The following is an 18,861-nucleotide window of genomic DNA, read 5'->3' as shown; positions in this document are numbered from 1 at the left end:
GGAAGGGACGGCGCACGCCGTCCGCCCCGCGTGAAGGAATCGGGCCTGCCATGCAAGAAAACGCAACCTCCCCGTCCCTGGTCTTTCTGGTGGGCGCGCGGGCGTCGGGCAAGACCACTGTGGGGCGCGTCCTGGCCCGACGGCTGGGCCTGCCTTTTGTGGATACGGACGCGGCCGTGGCCGCGTCCACGGGCAAAACCGTGGCGGAAATTGTGGCGGCCGAAGGCTGGCCCGGCTTTCGCCGCCGGGAAAGCGCAGCCCTGCGCGCGGCCGCGGCCGCGCATCCTGGGGGCGTTGTGGTGGCCACGGGCGGCGGCATGGTGCTGGCCGCGGAAAACCGCGCTTACATGCGCGCGCAGGGCGTGGTTCTTTACCTGGAAGCGCCTGCCGCGCTGCTGGCCGCGCGCCTGGCCTGCGACCCGCAGGCCGCCCAGCGCCCCAGCCTGACGGGTCTGGACGCGGCCCAGGAGGCCGCCCGGGTGCTGGCCGAGCGCGCGCCCCTCTACGCCGCCGCCGCCCACCACCGCCTGGACGCCGCCCTGCCGCCGGAACAGATCTGCGCGGCCGTGGCGGACCTGATCGCCCTGGCGGCGGAGCGCCGGGCGGGCTGTCCGCCCGCGCCGTCCGCACGGCGCGCGGCAGACCCCGCCTGAAACCGCCCAAAACCCCGCGGCCCTTTCCCTGCCCCAACCCGCTCCGTACTCGCACCACCCCGGAATCCCCATGAATTTTTCGCGCATTTTTATTCTCCGGCCCGTGGCCACCTCTCTGCTCATGGCGGCCCTGCTGCTTTCCGGGCTGCTGGGGTACCGCTACCTGCCCGTGGCGGCCCTGCCGCAGATCGACTACCCCACCATCCAGGTGCAGACGTTTTACCCCGGCGCTTCGCCCGACGTCATGGCCTCGGTGGTGACGGCCCCTCTGGAGCGGCAGTTCGGCACCATGCCGGGCCTGGTGCAGATGCACTCGCTTTCCACGGCCGGGGCCTCGGTGGTGACCCTGCAGTTTGACCTTTCCACGGCCCTGGACGTGGCGGAGCAGGAAGTGCAGGCGGCCATCAACGCGGCGGACAACCTGCTGCCCGCAGACCTGCCCACGCCCCCCGTGTACAATAAGGTGAACCCGGCGGATCCGCCTGTGGTGACCTTGGCCGTGACCAGCGACGCCATGCCCCTGACCCGGCTGGAAGACCTGGTGGACACGCGCATGGCGCAAAAAATTTCGCAGCTGCCGGGCGTGGGCCTGGTGACCCTTTCCGGCGGGCAGCGGCCCGCGGTGCGGGTGCGGGTGAACCCGCGCGCCCTGGCCCATGCGGGCCTGACCCTGGCCGACGTGCGCACGGCCATTGACAAAGCCAATGTCAACGACGCCAAGGGCAGCTTTGACGGGCCGGAACGCGCCAGCAATCTGGACGCCAACGACCAGCTGACTTCGGCGGCGGAGTACGCCCGCACCATTATCGGCTATGCCAACGGCGCGCCCCTGCGTCTGGAGGACGTGGCCACAGTGGCGGAAGGGGCGGAAAACGCCCGCCTGGCCGCCTATGTGGCCGGAGAGAGCGGGGATTTCCGCCCGGCCATTGTGCTTTCCGTGCAACGTCAGCCTGGGGCCAACGTCATCGGCGTGGCCGACGCTGTGCTGCGCCTGCTGCCCACGCTGCAGCAGACCCTGCCGGGGCACGTCAACGTGCGCGTGGTCACGGACCGCACCGTGACCATCCGGGCCACGGCGCACGACGTGCAGCTGGAGCTGCTGCTTTCCATCGGCCTGGTCATCGGGGTCATCTGGCTTTTCCTGCGCAACGGACGGGCCACCCTTATCCCGGCCCTGGCCGTGCCCCTTTCGCTGGTGGGCTCCCTGGGCGTCATGCACCTGGCGGGCTTTTCGCTCAACAACCTCACCCTTATGGCCCTGGTCATCGCCACGGGCTTTGTGGTGGACGATGCCATTGTGGTCATTGAAAACATCGCCCGCTATCTGGAAGAGGGCCGCAAGCCCCTGGAGGCCGCCCTGACGGGCGCGGGGCAGATCGGCTTTACCATCATTTCCCTGACCATCTCCCTGGTGGCGGTGCTCATTCCCCTGCTGTTCATGGGCGACGTGGTGGGGCGGCTGTTCCGCGAATTTGCCGTCACCCTGGCTGTCACCATCCTGATTTCGGCGGTCATTTCGCTCACCCTCACGCCCATGCTCTGCGCCGTGCTGCTGCGGCCGGAAATGCGCGGCGCGGGCGGCCTCAAGGCCGAGGGCGCAAGCGGCGGCTTCTTCCCCAGGCTGCTCGCCTGGTACGAGCAACGGCTGGACTGGGTGCTGGCCCACCAGGGCCTGACCCTGGCCGTCACCGTGGGCACCCTGGCGCTCACGGCGCTGCTCTATGCGCTTGTGCCCAAAGGATTTTTTCCGGTGCAGGATACGGGCGTCATCCAGGGCCTGGCCGAGGCCCCGCAGGACGCTTCCTTCTCCGCCATGGCCGGACGCCAGCGCGAGCTCGCCCAGGTCATTCTGCAAGACCCGGCCGTGGCCGAAGTGGTCTTTTTTGTGGGCGTGGACGGCGTGAACCAGAGCCCGGCCACCTCACGCCTGAACATCGCCCTCAAGCCCCTGGCCGAGCGCGACGCCCGCGCCCCGGCCATTGCCCGGCGCATCATGGCCAGGGCCGCGGCCCTGCCCGGCATGCGCCTCTACCTGCAGCCCGTGCAGGATCTGACTATTGAAGACCGCGTGGCCCGCAGCCAGTACCAGTTCACGGTGGAGGCCCTCAACCGCGGGCAGCTCGAAACCTGGGTTCCCCAGCTGACCGCGGCCCTGCAGCGACGGCCGGAGCTGGACCTGGCGGCCAGCGACCACCTGCCCCCCGGCCGCATGGCCTGGGTGGAAATCAACCGCGACGCGGCCGGACGCCTGGGCATCAGCATGGACGCTGTGGACAACGCCCTTTACGACGCCCTGGGCCAGCGGCTTGTTTCCACCATCTTTACCCAGACCAACCAGTATAAGGTGGTGCTGGAGACGGAAGCGCGCTTCCGCCAGAGCCCGCAGGACCTGGAGCACATCTATGTGGCCGGCGGGGACGGCAAGCCCGTGCCCCTCACCAGCATCGCCGCGGTGGAGGAACGCCCCGTGCAGCTGGCCCTGGCCCGGCAAGGGCAGTTCCCCGTGGCCACGCTTTCCTTTAACGTGGCGCAGGGTTCCTCCCTGGGCGCGGCCGTGCGCGCCGTGCAGGAGGAAGAGCGCGCCCTGGGCCTGCCCGCGGCCCTGCGCACCCAGTTTCAGGGCGCGGCCAACGCTTTTCTGACCTCCACGGACAACCAGCTTTGGCTCATCCTGGCCGCCGTGGTCACGGTCTACATCGTGCTGGGCGTGCTCTACGAAAGCTACATCCACCCCTTGACCATCCTCTCCACCCTGCCTTCGGCGGGCATCGGGGCCTTGCTGGCCCTCATGCTGGCGGGCATGGAACTGGGCGTGGTGGGCATTATCGGCATTATCCTGCTTATCGGCATCGTCAAAAAAAACGCCATCATGATGATCGACTTCGCCCTGGAGGGCGAGCGGCGCGAGGGCAAGCCGCCCCTGGCGGCCATCCGCCAGGCCTGTCTGCTGCGGCTGCGGCCCATCCTCATGACCACCCTGGCGGCGCTGCTGGGGGCGCTGCCCCTGATGCTGGGCTGGGGCATGGGCGCGGAGCTGCGCCGCCCCCTGGGCGTGAGCATGGTGGGCGGGTTGCTGGTCAGCCAGGTGCTGACCCTGTTCACCACGCCCGTGGTTTACCTGTGGTTTGACCGTCTGAGCCGCCGTTTGCGGGGGAAGGGCGCGGCCCTGCCGTCGGCCGACCGCGCGGACGGAGAACACGGCCCCCGCGGGGCGGCCGCGGACGCCGGGACGGGGGCGCGGCCGTGAGCGCAGGCGAAGGCCGCCAGAATCAGGAGGCGCGGGAGAAACGGACGCGCCGCCTGGGGCCGGAAATCCTGCCCCTGAATCTTTCCGCGCCCTTTATCCGCCGCCCCGTGGCCACCACCCTGCTGACCCTGGCCATCGCCCTGGCGGGCCTGGCGGCCTTCGGCCTTCTGCCTGTGGCCCCGCTGCCGCAGGTGGACTTCCCCGTGGTGGTGGTGCGGGCCAAGATGCCCGGCGCGGGGCCGGAAACCATGGCCGCCACCGTGGCCACCCCCCTGGAGCGCGCCCTGGGCCGCATTGCCGGGGTTACGGAAATGACCTCCACCAGCAGCCTGGGCTCCACGGAGGTGGTCCTGCAGTTTGATCTGGACCGCAACATCGACGGTGCGGCGCGGGACGTGCAGTCCGCCATCAACGCGGCCCGTTCCACCTTGCCCACCATGCCTTCCAACCCCACCTACCGCAAAGTGAACCCCGCGGGCGCGCCCATCATGATCCTTTCCATCACCTCGGACGTGCTGACCCGCTCCCAGCTCTACGACGCGGCCTCCACGGTGCTGGCCCAGAAGATTTCGCAGCTGCCGGGGGTGGGCGAGGTAACCGTGGGCGGCGGGGCCCTGCCCGCCGTGCGGGTGGAGGTTACGCCGGACGCCCTGAGCCGCGCGGGCCTGGTTATGGAAGACGTGCGCAAAGCCCTGGCCGGGGCCAACGCCTTTCTGCCGCGGGGCATGCTGGAAAACGACCGGAACTTCTGGCTGGTGGGGGCCAACGACCAGCTGCGCAAGGCCGCGGATTACAAAAACATCATCGTGGCCCGCCGGGGAGAAAAAACCGTCCGCCTCGCCGACGTGGCCCGGGTGGAGGACGGCGCGCAGGACGTGCGGGCCATGGCCCTTTCCAACGGCAGGCCGGCGGTTTTGCTCATCGTCTTCCGCTCGCCCGGGGCCAACATTATCGAGACCGTGGACCGGGTGAAGGCGCTGTTGCCGCAACTGCGCTCCTGGCTACCCGAAAGCGCGGATCTGGAGCTGCGCATGGACCGCTCCCAGACCATCCGGGCCTCCCTGCATGAGGTGGAAAAAAGCCTGCTCCTGGCCATGACCCTGGTGGTGCTGGTGACCTTTCTCTTTTTGCGCAACGGCCGGGCCACGGCCATCCCTGCTGTGGCCGCGCCCGTGTCCTTGCTGGGCACCTTCGGCGTCATGTATTTGTGCGGTTACAGTCTGGACAACCTTTCGCTCATGGCGCTCACCGTTTCCACGGGTTTTGTGGTGGACGACGCCATCGTGGTGCTGGAAAACATCGTGCGCCGCCTGGAGGCGGGCGAAAAACCCCTGCGCGCGGCCCTCAACGGCGCGCGCGAAGTGGGCTTTACCGTGGTTTCCATTTCTCTTTCGCTGGTGGCGGTGTTCACGCCCATTCTGTTCATGGGCGGCATCGTGGGGCGGCTGTTCCGCGAGTTTTCCGTGGTGCTGACCACGGCGGTGCTGGTCTCCATGCTGGTTTCCCTTACCACAACCCCCATGATGTGCGCACGCCTGCTCCGCCCTCTGGAGCATGAGGCCAAGGCCAGAGCGCTGGCCCGGCGCTGTGGAACCGGCGGCCTGTACGGCGCGCTGCGCCGTCTGGCGGCCCGCGTGGGCGACGCCTGGGGCCACGCCCTGGCAGCCCTGCAGACGGGCTACGCCCGCACCCTGCCCGTGGTGCTGCGCCACCGGCGGCTGACGCTCTTCTCCCTGCTGCTGGTGGTGGCCGCCAACGTCTGGATGTATGTGGCGGTGCCCAAAGGCTTTTTCCCTGTTCAGGACACGGGCGTGATCATGGGCGGCGTGCGCGCGGATCAGAGCGCCTCCTTCCAGGCCATGCAGGCCAAGCTCACCCGGCTGGTCAACATCATCCGCGCGGACCCGGCCGTGCAGCAGGTTTCGGCCCACCTTTCGGGCGGGCGCGGCGGGGCCGGGGTGTTCATCGCCCTCAAGCCCCTGGCGGAACGCAAGATCGGCGCGCAGGCCGTCATCGGGCGGTTGCGCGGCAAGCTGGCCTCGGAGCCGGGGCTGCAGATTTTTCTGCAGCCCGCCCAGGACATCATGATGGGCGGCCGGGGCGCGCGCGCCCAGTACCAGTACACCCTTCAGGCCGACGACCTGGACGCCCTGCGCACCTGGGGCCGTCGGCTGCAGCAGGCCCTGGCGGCCGAGCCCATCTTCAAGGACGTGGACAGCGATATTGAAGAACGCGGCCTGCAGACCATGGTTACTGTGGACCGCGACGCCCTGGCCCGCTACGGCCTGAGCATGCAGGACGTGGACCGCGCCCTGGGCGACGCCTTCGGCCAGAGCCAGGTTTCCACCATCTATGAGGATAAGAACCAGTACCGCGTGGTGCTGGAATACGGGCCGGACTGGCTGGCCGGGGCTGAAGCCCTGGACAAGGTGCGCCTGCCGGGCAAGGGCGGGCTGGTGCCGCTGTGGAGCGTGGCCCAGGCGGCCCCGGCCTTTGCGCCCCTTTCCGTAGCCCACCAGGGGCAGTTTGCCGCCGTGACCCTGGCCTTTAACCTGGCGCAGGGGGCGGCCCTTTCGCAGGCGCAGGCGGCCATCGACGCGGCCCGGGCGCACATGGGCATGCCCTCCGGCGTGGTGGGCAGCTTTCAGGGTACGGCCAAGATGTTCAGCGATACGGTGGGCAACCAGGTGGTGCTCATTCTGGCGGCCCTGGCCGCCCTCTACATCGTGCTGGGCATTCTGTATGAAAGCCTGATCCACCCCCTGACCATCCTCTCCACCTTGCCCTCGGCGGGCGGCGGGGCCTTGCTGGCCCTGATGGTCTGCGGCATGGAATTCAGCGTCATTGCCCTTATCGGCGTTCTGTTGCTCTGCGGCATTGTCAAAAAGAACGCCATCATGATGATCGACTTCGCCATCGAGGCCTCCCGCACCCGCGGCCTGCCGGCCGAGGAAGCCATCTACGAGGCCTGTCTGCGGCGCTTCCGGCCCATTATGATGACCACCTTCGCCGCCATCCTGGGGGCCGTGCCCCTGGCCTTGGGCCAGGGCGACGGGGCCGAGATCCGCCAGCCTCTGGGCATAACTATTGTGGGCGGCCTGCTGGTGAGCCAGCTGCTCACCCTCTATACCACCCCCGTGGTCTATCTGACCCTGGACCGCTGGCGGCGCAAAAAAGCGTAGCGGCAGACGTTTGTTCCGGGCGCGCGCCCGCGCCGCCCGGCCTCGGCCTGCCGGGCATGCGCATTCGCAACGGCAGCGCGAATAAATTGCGCTTACGCCTGAACGACGAACGCTTGCGCACGCAGCCGCCGCGGCATTCCGACGTTGCAATGCCTAATCCAGTTCCCGCCCTACCCACACCGCCCGGCCGATAATCCGCACCAGGTCGGCCAGCTGTTCGCCTGTGGCGGCCTCAATAGGCGCGTAACTGGGGTTGGCGCTGCTCAGGATAAGCCGCCCCGGCTCGGCGTTGACGATCTTGAGGTAGACCATGTCTTCCACGCCCACGGCGTAGATGCGGCCCGGCACGGGGTCGCTCTGGCTCTGGTCAATGAGCACCACATCATTGTGCAGAATGCGCGGCTGCATGCTGTCGCCCGAAACCCGCAGCAGCACCATACGCGAAGGGTTGCCCTTACGGCGCAAAAAATCCCAGCGAAAGGCATAGTGCCGCAGCACCTCGCCCCCGGTCTCAAAGCTGCCCGTGCCCGCCGAAAGCCGGGCCTCCACCATGGGCACCATGATCAGCCGGGCATCGGGCGTCTCCAGCACGCCGCCCCCGGCGTCGCCACGGCCGGCCAGAAGCCAGTCCAGGGAGCAGCCCAGGGTGCGGGCCAGGCGCACCGCGTGTTCGCCGCGGGGCCACTGCCCGCGCTCGTACTGCTGGATGGTGGTCAGGCTCAGGCCCATTCTTTCCGCTAGATCCTGCTTGCGCAGGCCCAGAGCCTCCCGCCGCTGCGCCAGCCGCCGGGCAAAAGCCCCGGCTTCGTCGACTACAAGGCTCGCTGCGTCCATGGCTGTCTACCTTCCAAGCGGTTGTCGCTCCTTGTTCCCCTGCCGTCGCCAGGCGGCGCATCCGTAGCGCGCTGTGCAGAGGGATTGCGGGGGACGGCGCGACGCCTCCCTGCGCGCAGGGCGGGCGTCGCCTCCCCAGCGTATCCTTAAGCGATATCACCCGCAAGGTTTTCCTATATTAATTGGAAAAAATTTTTACCTATTTCTATAAAAGCCCGCGAATGTAATAAATAATAAAAATAAATTACTATGTTAAAACTTTTCCTTCATAAAAAACTTTTCCTTGATTCGGAAATGAAAATTTGTAAATCTATTTTCACGCCATCCGGCAACTTCTTCCATGGGAGCATAGCATGTACGCACTGCACGATGACATCCGTAACCTGAGCGCTGTGCTGGACCTTTTGCAGGCCCATGCGGACGCCGTCCAACGGCCCGTTCTGCGCCTTATGGGCGATCACCTCCGTCTGCTGGCCGGGCAGCTTGCGCCCGCATCCGTCCAGGATATCTGGCCCGCCCCGCTCTGCCCGGCCCCTCACGGCGTCCCCTCCTTGCCCGCGCAAGCCCTGACGGAGGCCTGTCGTGTGCCCCAATAGTTCCGCCGCCTCCCCTGTGCGCCGCACGGGCCGGGCCGAACGGGATTCCTGGGGGCGCGCCCTGCGCCTGGCCGAAGAGGAACGCCAGTGGCGCGCCCTGGTCCGGCACCTGCCCGAAAACGCCCGCCTGCTTTGGGAGGCCCTGGACCACCTGCGTCAGTTCCAGCGCGTGCTCTACCTCTACGGCGGGCAGAACCTGCGCGTGCCCAGCCGCCTGCCGGACCCGCGCCACCCCCTGCGCCGCGCCCTGGGCGCGGGCTGCCTGCGCAAGCTCATGGCCGCCTTTGGCGGCACCAGCCTCTATGTGCCCCGCTGCGACGCCCTGCTCCACAAGCTGCGCCAACAAGACATCATCAACGACTTTGTCCGCTCCACCCGGCAAGGCGTGAGCAGCACCGCCGCCGTGGCCGACCTGGCCCGACGGCATGGCATCTCCGACAGGCGCGTCTGGCAGATCCTGAAAAAAGACGGTTCCGCTCCGGCTCAGGGCCGACTGCTCCGCAGCCTCAAGGCCGCCTCCGCCGCGCCGCCGCTTGCGGATAACCAGCAATAATGATTTAGCTTTCAAAAAGATTCCGTTTCCAGCCACCCCCTAAGCCCGCAATTTTGCGGGCTTTTTTTATAAAAATCCCCCTGCGCGGAGGGGGTTCTTCCCTTGCGCCCACACAGCATAAGGCCTGGGCCCTGCTGAAACGTTTCAGTCTTACGCCAGGGGCGCATTGGGGCATGGTGGCTCCACACGGCGCGCCCTGGGAAGAAAACGACACCCCCGCGGCGCGCGGTCGCCAACCGCAACCAAGGAGCCCGCCATGCCCGCAGCCGCTTTTCAGACAGCCCACGCCTTCACCGCCCAATGGGAGGGCGGCCTGGACGACCACCCCGCCGATCCCGGCGGGGTCACCAACCACGGCGTTTCCCTGCGCTGGGTGCAGGATCTGGCCCGGCAGGCCAAAGAGGAATGCCTGCGGCAGCAGCGCGGCTGCCATGACTGCGCCCGGCGCGCCACGGCCGCCTGCCCCTGTTATGAGCTGGATCTGGATACGGACGGCGATGTGGATGCCGACGACATCCGGGCCTGCACCAAGGCCCAGGCCCAGGCGCTGTTCAAAAAACACTTCTGGGATGCCCTGGGCTGCGCGGCCCTGCCCCTGCCCCTGGCCGTAACGCTCTACGACGGGGCTGTGAACCAGGGCCCTGCGCGCGCTGTGCGCCAGATGCAGCGGGCCATGAACGAAACCGGCGAGGCCCAGCTGGACAGCTACACGGCCATTGCCGAGGACGGCCTCATGGGGGAACGCACGGCTGAGCTGGCTGAAGCCCTGGCCGCAGCCGGGCTGCACTGGTTTGCGGCCCGCCGCGCCCTGCGCCTGCGCGAGGCCTTTTACCGCGACCTGGCCGCCCGCCGTCCCTCCATGAAGGTTTTTCTTGCTGGCTGGCGCAACCGGGTGCGCGCCCTGAACGACTATCTGGCCCGGCTGGAACGGGAGGAGGACTGATCATGTGGACCCTGCTCGGCAAGCTGTTTTCCGGCGTGGGCAGTGCGGCGGGTGCGGTGCTGGAGCGCGTTCTGCCCGACCGCAAAAGCGCCAACGCGGCCCAAAGCCGCATCAATGAGGCGGAGGTGGCCGGCGCGCCCGCAAGCCGTCTGCGGCTTTGGCGGTCCTTCCTGGGGTGGGTGCTGAGCCTTCTGTTCTGCTGGGAGGTGGTGGGGCGGCTTATCGTCATCCCCCTGTTCTTCGCCTCCTGGGGGGCCGACCTGCCGCCTTCGGCCCTGGACCAGATCATGGGCCTGCTGCTGGGCATGCTGGGCCTCGGCTTTTAGCCCCTCAAAAACCATCCACCCCTGACCACGGAGCGCACCATGCCCATCGATCTCTTTTCTTCCACCGGCGCAAGCCTGCTGGTGCTGGCGGTACAGGCCCTGTTCGCCTGGGCCCTCTGGAGCCTGCGCCGGGCTTTTGTTCGCCAGGACGACTATCTGCTCCACCTCCAGCGCGAGGCGCGACGCGAAGCCGCCATCAACCGCCGCCTGGCCGGGCTGGAAAACGGCCTGCACGCCATTCCGGGCGCGGCCGCCCTTACCGGCCTGCAGAACGAGCTTACCGCCCTGCGCGGCGATCTGCAGGCCCTCAGCGCCCGCATGAGCGGCCTGGATCGCCTGCTCACCCGCCTGGAACACGGCCTGGAGCGGCAGGAAGACCGCCTCCACGGTCTGCCCGCCCGGCGGCAGCCTTACAGCAGCGCCGCCGCCGGGGCCCGGCGCTGATGGCCGCCCGCCGCGCCACGGCGCAGCACCGCTCCGGCGTGCAGAACCTGCTGCGCAGCCTGGAACAGCGCCTGACCCTGCTCACCGACAGCCTCAACCAGGCCGACATCGCCGAAAAAAGTATTGATATTGTGAAGGAAATCAAAGAGCTCCACGCCATCCTCGGCGCGCTGGACACGGCCGCCGCGCCGCCGCAGCCCCCGCAGGTGCGTGTGGTCTGGGCCGGGCCTGCGCCGGACCCGCCACCGGAAAAACCCTGATGCGGGGCAAGGGGCAACGCCGCCGGCGGCCCAGGGGCAGAGCCCCTGGGCACCCCTTTCCCCGCCAGTCAGGCCGCCCTTGTTTTTCGCCCGGAGTACGCCCTGCCCACCCCGTTAACCTTAACCCGCAAGTGCGCCATGCTCCACATCATTCCCTACACGCCGCGTCCGTTGCAGTGGCGCTTCCATCAGGAGCGCACGCGTTTTTGCGTGCTGCTGTGTCACCGGCGCTTCGGCAAGACGGTGGCGGCGGTCAACGATCTGATCCGCCAGGCCCTGCTTTCCGGCCGGGAGGATTGGCGGGCGGCCTACTGCGCGCCGTATTTCAGCCAGGCCAAACAGGTGGCCTGGGACTACCTAAAAAAATTTGCCTCCCCTGTCCCAGGCGTCAGATTTAACGAATCCGAGCTGCGTTGCGATTTGCCCACGGGCGGGCGCATCCGGCTGCTGGGCACGGAAAACGCCCAGGCGCTGCGGGGCCTCTATCTGGACGATCTGGTGCTGGACGAGCCTGCGGACATGCCGCGCCAGGTCTGGAGCCAGGTGCTGCGGCCCATGCTGGCGGACCGCCAGGGCCGGGCCCTGTTCTGCGGCACGCCCCACGGCACGGACAACCTGCTCTACGACGTCTGGCAGCAGGCCGGCGCGGACCAAGGCGGGCTGTGGTCGCGCTTCCGTTTCCCCGCTTCACAGACGGGCTATCTGCCGCAGGCGGAGCTGGAGGCCGCCCGGCGGAGCATGGAGGCGGCGGAATACGCGCAGGAATTTGAGTGTTCCTTTGCCGCCGCCGTGCGCGGGGCCTACTACGCGCCCCTGATGGACGCGGCCGAGCGCGAAGGCCGCGTCGCGCCCCTGCCCGCGGCCCCGGAGCTGCCCGTACACACGGCCTGGGATCTGGGCATGGACGACGCCACAGCCATCTGGTTCTTCCAGGTGGAGCCTTCGGGAACCTGGCGGTTTGTGGACTACTACGAGGCATCGGGCGAGGGGCTGGCCCACTACGTCCGGGTGCTGGAGCAGAAGGCCCGCCCGGCGGGCCCGGCCGCGCCGGGGGAGGATCTGCCGGGCCGGGGCTTTCGCTACGGCCTGCACCTGGCCCCGCAGGATATCCGGGTGCGGGAGCTGGGCACGGGCCAGAGCCGCTGGGAGTGTGCGGCCCGCATGGGGCTGCGCTTCAGCCTGGCCCCGGCCCTGCCCCTGGCCGACGGCATCGACGCTGTGCGCCGCCTGTTGCCGCGCTGCTGGTTTGACGCGGCACACTGCGCTGTGGGGATCAAGGCCCTGCGGGCTTACCGGCGGCAATGGCGGCCGGGCGGCGGCCCTTCCGGCGGCCGGGGCCCCCTGCACGACTGGGCCAGCCACGGGGCCGACGCCCTGCGCTATGCGGCCACGGGCTTTCGTCCCGCCGCGCCCGCTTCCGGCGGCTGCCGCCGGGCCAGAACCAGTTATGACATGTTCGGAGAAAACTGATGTCCGGATTTTTTTACGCGCCCGCCCCGGACCAGGCCACGCGCGACCAGATTTTTTGCCGCATGGCGGCAGAGGGGCTGCTGGGCTGCGCCATGAGCGCCTTTGCCGCGCCGACCCTGGAAGATTGGCGGCGCGCGACAAACCCGGCCCTGGGCCTGCTGCTCTGCTGCTGGCCGGCGGCCGGGGAGCGCAGTCCCGCCGCCATGCTGGCCTGCGCGCTGTTCTCCCCGCGGCGGGGCAAGGTCTGGGAATTTGACTTCACCACCTTCCGGGCCGCGGCGCGCCTGGCCGTGCCCATGGCCCGGCGTGGTCTGGCCTGGGCCTTCGCCCACCTGGACTGCGCGGCCGTGCTGGGCCTGTGCCCTGCGCCCAACCGGCACGCCTGGCGCCTGGCCCGGGCCTGCGGCTTCCGCGTGCTGGCCAGGCTGCCGCAAGCCTGCCGCCATGCCCGGAAAAACCGTTTTGTGGATGGCGTGCTGGTCTGCTGCACGCCGTCGGATTTGCGCAACGCCAACCCCAAGGAGGTTGTTATGGGATTCGGAGGAGGCTCCGCCAGCACGCCCAGCGTGCCTGAGGTTACGCCCACGCCCAAGCAGGAGGTGCAGAAGCCCGTCACCGAGGCGGCCACGGCCGCCCGCCAGACGCAGAAGGACAAAGCCGCCCGCGCGGCCGGGCTGTATGCCGCCGTGCATACCAGCCCGCTCAACCGCGCGGAAACCACCCGCAAAACCCTGCTGGGGCAATGACCATGCGTCCCTTGGACCCTAAGGCATCTAGGGAATGCGGGGCCGCGCCGCACGCCGACCTCCAGGCCCTGGCCCGGCGGCATCAGGCCCTGCTGCGCCGCCGCGCCCCCTGGGATGCGGCCTGGCAAAGCCTGGCGGACCACTTTCTGCCCACCCGCTGCCGCCTGCGGTCCCAGGCGGACGCGGCGGAACAAGGCCCGCTGCTCAACCGGCGGCTGGTGGACGCCACGGGCGTGCTGGCCATGCGCACCCTTGCGGCCGGGCTGCAGGGCGGGCTCACCAGCCCGGCCCGGCCCTGGTTCCGCCTCAGCCTGGACGACGCGGACCTGGCCCGCCGCCGTCCGGTGCAGGCCTGGCTGGACGAAGTGGCCGCGCGCATGCGCGCGGTGTTCCACCGCTCCAACTTCTACAACGCCATGCACACGATCTACGGCGAGCTCGGCGCCTTCGGCACGGCCTTTGTGTTTGAGCTGGCCGACGTCCGCCGGGGCTTCCGCTTCCTGCCCCTCTGCGCCGGGGAATACGCCCTGGACTGCGACGCGGACCGGCGCGTGGACACGGTCTTTCGCCGCACGGCCATGACCCTGCGTCAGCTGGTCCAGACCTTCGGGGCGGAGGCCCTGCCCGAAAGTCTGCGTCGCCAGGCCCGGCAACAGCCGGAAGCGCGGCACAACGTCGTCCAGGCCGTGTACCCGCGCACGGACCGCAACCCCGCGCGGCTTGCGGCCCGGCACATGCCCGTGGCCTCGGTGTACTGGCTGGAGGGGCGCGAAGGCCAGGGGCGGCCCCTGCGCGAATCAGGCTTCCGGGCGTTTCCCGGCTTCGGGCCGCGCTGGGACGTGGCCGGCAACGACGTTTACGGCCGTTCCCCGGCCATGGACGCGCTGCCCGACTGCCGCATGCTCCAGCAGATGGGCGTCACCACCCTCAAAGCCATCCACAAGGCTGTGGACCCGCCCATGAGCGTGGCCGCGGGGCTGCGCTCCGTGGGCCTGGATCTGACCCCTGGCGGCATCAACTATGTGGAGAGCGCTCCGGGCCAGAGCCCCCAGGCGGCCACGCCGCTCCTGCAGGTCAATCCGGACCTGGCCACGGCCCGCAAAGCCATGGAAGCCGTGCAGAACCAGATCCGCTCCGGGCTCTACAACGACCTCTTCAAACTCATCCTGGAGGGGCGCAGCGGGGTCACGGCCAGCGAGATAGCCGCGCGGGAGGAAGAAAAGCTGGTGCTTATCGGCCCCGTGCTGGAGCGCCTGCACGACGAGCTGTTCATCCCGCTCATGGACCGCACCTTCCTGTGCATGGCCGAGCTGGACATGCTGCCGCCCTGCCCGCCGGAGCTTACGGGCCGCCGCCTCAAGGTGGAGTTCGTCTCCCTGCTGGCCCAGGCGCAGAAGCTGGTGGGCGTGAGCGCCACGGATCAATACCTGGCCCTGACCCTCAAGACCTCCGCCGCCTGGCCCGAAGCCCTGGACGCCCTTAACGTGGACCATCTGCTGGACAGTTATGCCGACAGCCTGGGCCTGCCCGTGAGCCTGAGCCGCCCCCTGGAGGAACGGCAACAGCTGCGGAGCGCCAGGGCTGAAGCCGCCCGCGTCCAGAACCTGGCCCAGACCTTGCGCCAGGGCGTGGAGATGCTCCAGCAACTGGGCAAAACGCCGCTTACCGGCCCCCAGGGAGAGCAGGGCACGGCCCTGGACGGTCTGGCGGAGCTGCTCCGCGGCAGGGATAACGCGGCCGCGCCTCCCGGCGGCCGTCCCCCGGCGCGGCGTGCGCCCGAAACCCCGGCGGCGCGGGGCGACGCGGAGGCCCGCTGATGGACGATCCTTTTGCCCCATACGAACAGGCCGACCAGGAGCACCGCGCCGCCCAACGCCGCGCCCGCTTTGCGCAGGCCGCCCTCAACGCCGCGCTGACGGACCTCATGGCCCGGCCCCAAGGTCGCCTGCTGCTGCGCTGGCTGCTGGAGGAATGCCGCTGCTTCAGCGCCCTGAACCTGGAGGACGCCCCGCCCGGCGCGGACGCCCTGCGCCTCGGCTTTACCGAGGGCCGCCGCTATGTGGGCGCGCGCCTGTTGCGCCTGCTCCGGCAGACCGGCCCGGAACACCTGCCCCGCTTGCTCAACCCACAGGAGGACGAAACGTATGAGCCAGATCCCCATGAACCAGACCGATCCTGACCTGCCCCTCGCGCCCCCGCCGGCCGCTGATCCGCACGGCTCCGATCCCGGCGCGGGATCCGCTCCGGCCGCTGCCCCGTCCGCAGAAGGCGTCCCCGCCCCCGACGCTCCGGCGCAGGATCCCTTTGCCCAGAAGCTGCAGGAACACGAGGCCGCCCAGCGCGCCGCCTGGCAGGCGCAAGTGGACCAGTGGCGGCGCGAGGCCGCCCAGGATCCGCACCTGGGCGGGGAAAACCTGGCCGCCAGCGTGGCCCGCGCGCAGCTGGCCCTGGACCGCTTTGACCCGGACCGGCATATCGGCCGCCTGCTGGAGGAAACCGGCTACGGCAACAACCCGGCTGTCCTGCGCTTCTTCAACAACGTTGCCGATGCCCTTATGGAGGATGGCCTGGTGCGCGGGGAACCGCACAGCGCCGTCATGCCGCCCCTGGAAGAACGCATGTACGCGGGTTGGTCCGCGCAGGTCTGAGGCGCGCGCCGCCCTGGCCCTTGATGGTTCGCCTGCTTTGCGCCTGTGTGCGCCAACCCTCCAACCTGTGAGGCAGTTATGGCCGATTCCCTGGGTTTTGTGGTTTCTCTGGCGGAAATGGAGCAGTTCTACCGCGGCGAAAAAGCCGGGCAGATCATTGAGCTCATGAACAAAACTAACGACATCGTGGACGACGTGCTCTGGATGGAGGCCAACCAGAGCGACGGCCACCTCACCCGCATCCGCACCGGCCTGCCGGAGGTCTACTGGCGGCGTCTCTATCAGGGCACGCCGCCCAGCAAATCCCAGTGGAGCCAGGTCAAGGAAGGCTGCGGCATCCTGGAGGCCATTATGGAGCTGGACGTGGAGGAGCTGCGCCTCTACGGCGGCCGCGACCGGGCCTTTCGCATGAGCGAGGGCATCGCCTTTGCCGAGGCCATGCGCCAAAAGGTGGCGACCACCCTTTTTTACGGCAACAGCAACGTCAATCCCGATGAATTCAACGGCCTGGCCATGCGCTACCCGGCCCAGGACGCCAACAACGTGCTGGACGCGGCCGGGCGCGACGCCGCCGGCTGCACCTCCCTCTGGCTGGTGGCCTGGGGCGCGCAGTCCGTGCACGGCATCTATCCCAAGGGCAGCGCCGGCGGCCTTTCCCACGAGGATCTCAGAACCTACATGGCTCAGGATCCGGACGGCCGCAAATACCAGGTGGTGGGCGATAAGTACAACTGGCGCTGCGGCCTGGCCGTGCGCGACTGGCGCGGCGTGGCGCGCATCGCCAACATCCCCGTGGCGGCCCTTTCCAAGCGCAAGGGGCAGACCGGCTTTGTGGATCTGCAGAAGCTGACCATTGAGGCCAAGAACCGCATGCCCCAGCACCTGCGCCAGAAGGCCGTGTGGTACGCCAACGCCGACGTGCTCACGGCCCTGGAGCTGCAGAATTCCGACGCGGGCAACGTGCAGCTGCAGTACGGCGAATTTTTCGACGCCAAGGCCGTGCCCGTGCTCCACGGGCGGCCCGTGCGCCAGTGCGACGCCGTGCTTTCCACCGAAGAGCCCGTCTAGGCCCTCGCCCCACGCCTGGCCGGAAGCCGTCCGGCCGGGCCCCGCCACCGCAACACCGCAAGGAGACCCCATGGCCATTATCGATCGCAACGCCGTTTTTTTTGAAGGTCCGCTCACCGCCAACGCCGCGGGTTCCGTTGTGGCCCTCACCGCCTGCAAGCTGCCGGGCCGCATGGAGCCCATGCCCCTGCGCCTTTCCGTCACCGAAGCCTTTCTGCCGGCCGAAGTGCAGAACCTGAGCATCGCCATGGAACAGGCCGACGACCCCGATGGCCCCTGGACCAGCGTGCCCGGCGGCAGCGTGAGCGTCGCCCACACGGCGGAAAGCCCCACGCTCACGCTGGGCGCGCGGCCCTACCTGCGCTTTCTGCCTCAGGGCGTGCGCCGCCCCTACCTGCGCCTGACCTTTGCCCTCACCCCGGTGGAGGGGCAGAGCGTGAGCCAGGGGCGTCTCTTTGCCGCCCTGACCCGAGAGGAAGACCTGCCCTACGAGGCGGCCCTCATGGTCCGCTGAACGCAGCGTCGATACGGAAGGGGAAGCAACCGCTCGCGGCGGACGGGGGGCGCGGCCCTCCGGCCGCCCCTTCCCCCCGCGGCCGGAGGGGCCCGCAACCGGCGCGTCGTCCTCCGGCCGCGTGAACTCCACCTTTTTCCAGGAGCGTGGCATGACCCTCAACCAAATCAACATCTGGAATCGCGCCCTGGGCTTTCTGGGCGCGCGTGGCGTGGCCGCGGAACAGGAAAACACGCCAGAGGCCCTGCAGTGCCGCCTGTACTGGGATACAGCCCGGCGGCAGGTTCTGCGAGATTTTCCCTGGAATTTTGCCCAGCGGCGCGTCTGGCTTGCCCCACAGGCCCTGCCCGAAGGCTTTGCGCCGGAATTCCGTTACGCCTACGCCCTGCCCGACCTCTGCCTCAAGGTGCACGCCGTGCGCCACGAAGGCCGCTCGCCCAGGCCCTTCCAGCTGGCCCGCAACGCCGCCGGAGACGCCGCCCTGCTGCTTACCGACGCCGCCCGCGCTCTGGCCCTGTATACGGAAGACGTCCGCAACCCCAACCTGTTTGACGATCTTTTTGCCCATGTTCTGGCCCGCAAGCTGGCGGCGCTGGTGGCCGTGCCCTTGCTCAAAGACACGGACCAGAAGGCCGCCGCCCTGGAAAAACTCTACGCCGACGCCCTGCCCCAGGCTCGCAGCGCCGACGCCTCAGAACGCCGGGAACGCCCCGCGCAAGACCCCTGGCTCCAGGCCCGCTAATCCAAGGAGAACGCCATGACCATGCCCTACAGTCCCAGCCGCGCCACCTTCCAGGGCAACGGCGTTGCAACAACGTTCCCGTTCAGCTTCAAGGTCTGGAGCACGGACCAGCTCACCGTTACCGTGACCACGCCCGACGCCACATACACGGAAGAGGACGTCACCGCCCAGTGCGCCATCACCCTTACGGAGAGCGGCGGCACGGTGACCTACACCCGTAACGGCGCGCCCCTGCCCGTCGGGTACACGCTGGCCGTAAGCCGCAACATGCCCTTTGTGCAGGAGGTGGACCTGGTTTCCGCCTCCCGTTTCGACCCGCAGGTCATTGAGGACGCCCTGGACCAGGCCGCCGCCGAGCGCCAGCAACTGCGCGAGGGCCTGGACCGCGTCGTCAAAGTGCCGGCCACAAGCTCGGAGACCCCGGAAGACGTGGTGGGCGACATCTACGCCGCGCGGGACAACGCTGCCGCCAGCGCGACCGCGGCCAATGCATCTGCCACTAACGCCGCCGCTTCTGAAACTGCTGCTGCCGCCAGCGCGTCAACGGCCAGTGCGAAAGCCAGTGAAGCAGTAACCAGCGCGACCAATGCGGCGACCTCAAAGACTGACGCCGCAACCAGCGCATCAACGGCCAG

At 68.8% G+C, this 18,861-nt stretch carries 19 protein-coding genes; 18 read left to right on the top strand and 1 reads right to left on the bottom strand.

The window, feature by feature from the left end:
• The first annotated feature begins 50 nt into the window (after window positions 1-50).
• The 3 genes from aroL (at window position 51) to BLS55_RS04350 (ending at window position 7,082) form a co-directional block, all read left to right on the top strand.
• A complete protein-coding gene (aroL, locus tag BLS55_RS04360) occupies window positions 51-653 on the top strand; it encodes a shikimate kinase AroL (RefSeq protein ID WP_092153147.1) in 603 nt (200 codons plus the stop codon).
• A gap of 70 nt (window positions 654-723) precedes the next feature.
• Window positions 724-3,900, top strand: coding sequence for a multidrug efflux RND transporter permease subunit (locus BLS55_RS04355; protein WP_092153146.1), 3,177 nt, complete (start codon window positions 724-726; stop codon window positions 3,898-3,900).
• Between the two features lie 68 nt (window positions 3,901-3,968).
• Window positions 3,969-7,082, top strand: coding sequence for an efflux RND transporter permease subunit (locus BLS55_RS04350; RefSeq protein WP_373886020.1), 3,114 nt, complete (start codon window positions 3,969-3,971; stop codon window positions 7,080-7,082).
• A gap of 153 nt (window positions 7,083-7,235) precedes the next feature.
• Here the strand turns inward: BLS55_RS04350 and BLS55_RS04345 are convergent, their stop codons facing one another.
• Window positions 7,236-7,916, bottom strand: coding sequence for an XRE family transcriptional regulator (locus tag BLS55_RS04345; RefSeq protein WP_092153145.1), 681 nt, complete (start codon window positions 7,914-7,916; stop codon window positions 7,236-7,238).
• Between the two features lie 353 nt (window positions 7,917-8,269).
• Between BLS55_RS04345 and BLS55_RS04340 the strand changes: the two genes are divergently transcribed.
• From BLS55_RS04340 to BLS55_RS04270, 15 genes are all read left to right on the top strand, one after another.
• Window positions 8,270-8,512 (top strand): hypothetical protein, encoded by a 243-nt coding sequence (locus BLS55_RS04340; protein WP_092153144.1) that lies wholly within the window; start codon window positions 8,270-8,272, stop codon window positions 8,510-8,512.
• Window positions 8,499-9,065 (top strand): Mor transcription activator family protein, encoded by a 567-nt coding sequence (locus BLS55_RS04335; RefSeq protein WP_092153143.1) that lies wholly within the window; start codon window positions 8,499-8,501, stop codon window positions 9,063-9,065. The genes BLS55_RS04340 and BLS55_RS04335 overlap by 14 nt, the downstream gene beginning before the upstream one ends.
• A gap of 256 nt (window positions 9,066-9,321) precedes the next feature.
• Complete coding sequence (locus BLS55_RS04330; protein WP_092153142.1) at window positions 9,322-10,008, top strand: glycoside hydrolase family 108 protein; 687 nt, start codon at window positions 9,322-9,324, stop codon at window positions 10,006-10,008.
• 2 nt (window positions 10,009-10,010) lie between these two features.
• Complete coding sequence (locus BLS55_RS04325; RefSeq protein WP_092153141.1) at window positions 10,011-10,334, top strand: hypothetical protein; 324 nt, start codon at window positions 10,011-10,013, stop codon at window positions 10,332-10,334.
• Window positions 10,335-10,373: 39 nt separating this feature from the next.
• Window positions 10,374-10,778, top strand: coding sequence for a DUF2730 family protein (locus tag BLS55_RS04320; protein ID WP_092153140.1), 405 nt, complete (start codon window positions 10,374-10,376; stop codon window positions 10,776-10,778).
• Window positions 10,778-11,038, top strand: coding sequence for a hypothetical protein (locus tag BLS55_RS04315; RefSeq protein ID WP_092153139.1), 261 nt, complete (start codon window positions 10,778-10,780; stop codon window positions 11,036-11,038). The genes BLS55_RS04320 and BLS55_RS04315 overlap by 1 nt, the downstream gene beginning before the upstream one ends.
• A 138-nt stretch (window positions 11,039-11,176) precedes the next feature.
• Entirely contained in the window at window positions 11,177-12,508 is a 1,332-nt protein-coding gene (locus BLS55_RS04310; protein WP_092153138.1) for a terminase large subunit domain-containing protein, read from the top strand.
• Window positions 12,508-13,254: a GNAT family N-acetyltransferase gene (locus BLS55_RS04305; protein WP_092153137.1), complete on the top strand. Its 747-nt coding sequence runs from the start codon at window positions 12,508-12,510 to the stop codon at window positions 13,252-13,254. Before BLS55_RS04310 ends, BLS55_RS04305 begins: the two co-directional genes overlap by 1 nt.
• A 2-nt stretch (window positions 13,255-13,256) precedes the next feature.
• Window positions 13,257-15,071 carry a portal protein gene (locus BLS55_RS04300; protein WP_092153242.1) on the top strand — a complete coding sequence of 605 codons (1,815 nt, stop codon included), beginning with the start codon at window positions 13,257-13,259 and terminating at the stop codon, window positions 15,069-15,071.
• Window positions 15,071-15,433 carry a Bbp19 family protein gene (locus BLS55_RS04295; protein WP_092153136.1) on the top strand — a complete coding sequence of 121 codons (363 nt, stop codon included), beginning with the start codon at window positions 15,071-15,073 and terminating at the stop codon, window positions 15,431-15,433. The genes BLS55_RS04300 and BLS55_RS04295 overlap by 1 nt, the downstream gene beginning before the upstream one ends.
• Window positions 15,399-15,902 carry a hypothetical protein gene (locus BLS55_RS04290; RefSeq protein WP_180365394.1) on the top strand — a complete coding sequence of 168 codons (504 nt, stop codon included), beginning with the start codon at window positions 15,399-15,401 and terminating at the stop codon, window positions 15,900-15,902. The genes BLS55_RS04295 and BLS55_RS04290 overlap by 35 nt, the downstream gene beginning before the upstream one ends.
• Window positions 15,903-15,980: 78 nt before the next feature.
• Window positions 15,981-16,970, top strand: a complete 990-nt coding sequence (locus BLS55_RS04285; protein WP_092153135.1) for a major capsid protein — start codon at window positions 15,981-15,983, stop codon at window positions 16,968-16,970.
• Window positions 16,971-17,040: 70 nt separating this feature from the next.
• Complete coding sequence (locus BLS55_RS04280; protein ID WP_092153134.1) at window positions 17,041-17,484, top strand: hypothetical protein; 444 nt, start codon at window positions 17,041-17,043, stop codon at window positions 17,482-17,484.
• A gap of 151 nt (window positions 17,485-17,635) precedes the next feature.
• Window positions 17,636-18,226: a phage connector family protein gene (locus BLS55_RS04275; protein ID WP_092153133.1), complete on the top strand. Its 591-nt coding sequence runs from the start codon at window positions 17,636-17,638 to the stop codon at window positions 18,224-18,226.
• A 15-nt stretch (window positions 18,227-18,241) separates the two neighbouring features.
• The coding region (locus tag BLS55_RS04270; protein WP_180365393.1) for a hypothetical protein at window positions 18,242-18,861 on the top strand (620 nt) is incomplete at its 3' end.

The sequence above is a fragment of the Desulfovibrio legallii genome (genome assembly GCF_900102485.1).
Lineage (GTDB): Bacteria > Desulfobacterota > Desulfovibrionia > Desulfovibrionales > Desulfovibrionaceae > Desulfovibrio > Desulfovibrio legallii_A.
This window is presented reverse-complemented; position numbering and strand designations above follow the sequence as displayed.

Bases quoted from the DNA above. Each gene is read 5' to 3' on its own strand.
- BLS55_RS04325 (WP_092153141.1), top strand. From the start codon at position 10,011: ATGTGGACCCTGCTCGGCAAGCTGTTTTCCGGCGTGGGCAGTGCGGCG.
- BLS55_RS04275 (WP_092153133.1), top strand. From the start codon at position 17,636: ATGACCCTCAACCAAATCAACATCTGGAATCGCGCCCTGGGCTTTCTG.
- BLS55_RS04295 (WP_092153136.1), top strand. From the start codon at position 15,071: ATGGACGATCCTTTTGCCCCATACGAACAGGCCGACCAGGAGCACCGC.
- BLS55_RS04285 (WP_092153135.1), top strand. From the start codon at position 15,981: ATGGCCGATTCCCTGGGTTTTGTGGTTTCTCTGGCGGAAATGGAGCAG.
- BLS55_RS04280 (WP_092153134.1), top strand. From the start codon at position 17,041: ATGGCCATTATCGATCGCAACGCCGTTTTTTTTGAAGGTCCGCTCACC.
- BLS55_RS04330 (WP_092153142.1), top strand. From the start codon at position 9,322: ATGCCCGCAGCCGCTTTTCAGACAGCCCACGCCTTCACCGCCCAATGG.
- BLS55_RS04345 (WP_092153145.1), bottom strand. From the start codon at position 7,916: ATGGACGCAGCGAGCCTTGTAGTCGACGAAGCCGGGGCTTTTGCCCGG.
- BLS55_RS04305 (WP_092153137.1), top strand. From the start codon at position 12,508: ATGTCCGGATTTTTTTACGCGCCCGCCCCGGACCAGGCCACGCGCGAC.
- BLS55_RS04355 (WP_092153146.1), top strand. From the start codon at position 724: ATGAATTTTTCGCGCATTTTTATTCTCCGGCCCGTGGCCACCTCTCTG.
- BLS55_RS04310 (WP_092153138.1), top strand. From the start codon at position 11,177: ATGCTCCACATCATTCCCTACACGCCGCGTCCGTTGCAGTGGCGCTTC.
- BLS55_RS04340 (WP_092153144.1), top strand. From the start codon at position 8,270: ATGTACGCACTGCACGATGACATCCGTAACCTGAGCGCTGTGCTGGAC.
- aroL (WP_092153147.1), top strand. From the start codon at position 51: ATGCAAGAAAACGCAACCTCCCCGTCCCTGGTCTTTCTGGTGGGCGCG.
- BLS55_RS04290 (WP_180365394.1), top strand. From the start codon at position 15,399: ATGAGCCAGATCCCCATGAACCAGACCGATCCTGACCTGCCCCTCGCG.
- BLS55_RS04300 (WP_092153242.1), top strand. From the start codon at position 13,257: ATGCGTCCCTTGGACCCTAAGGCATCTAGGGAATGCGGGGCCGCGCCG.
- BLS55_RS04315 (WP_092153139.1), top strand. From the start codon at position 10,778: ATGGCCGCCCGCCGCGCCACGGCGCAGCACCGCTCCGGCGTGCAGAAC.
- BLS55_RS04320 (WP_092153140.1), top strand. From the start codon at position 10,374: ATGCCCATCGATCTCTTTTCTTCCACCGGCGCAAGCCTGCTGGTGCTG.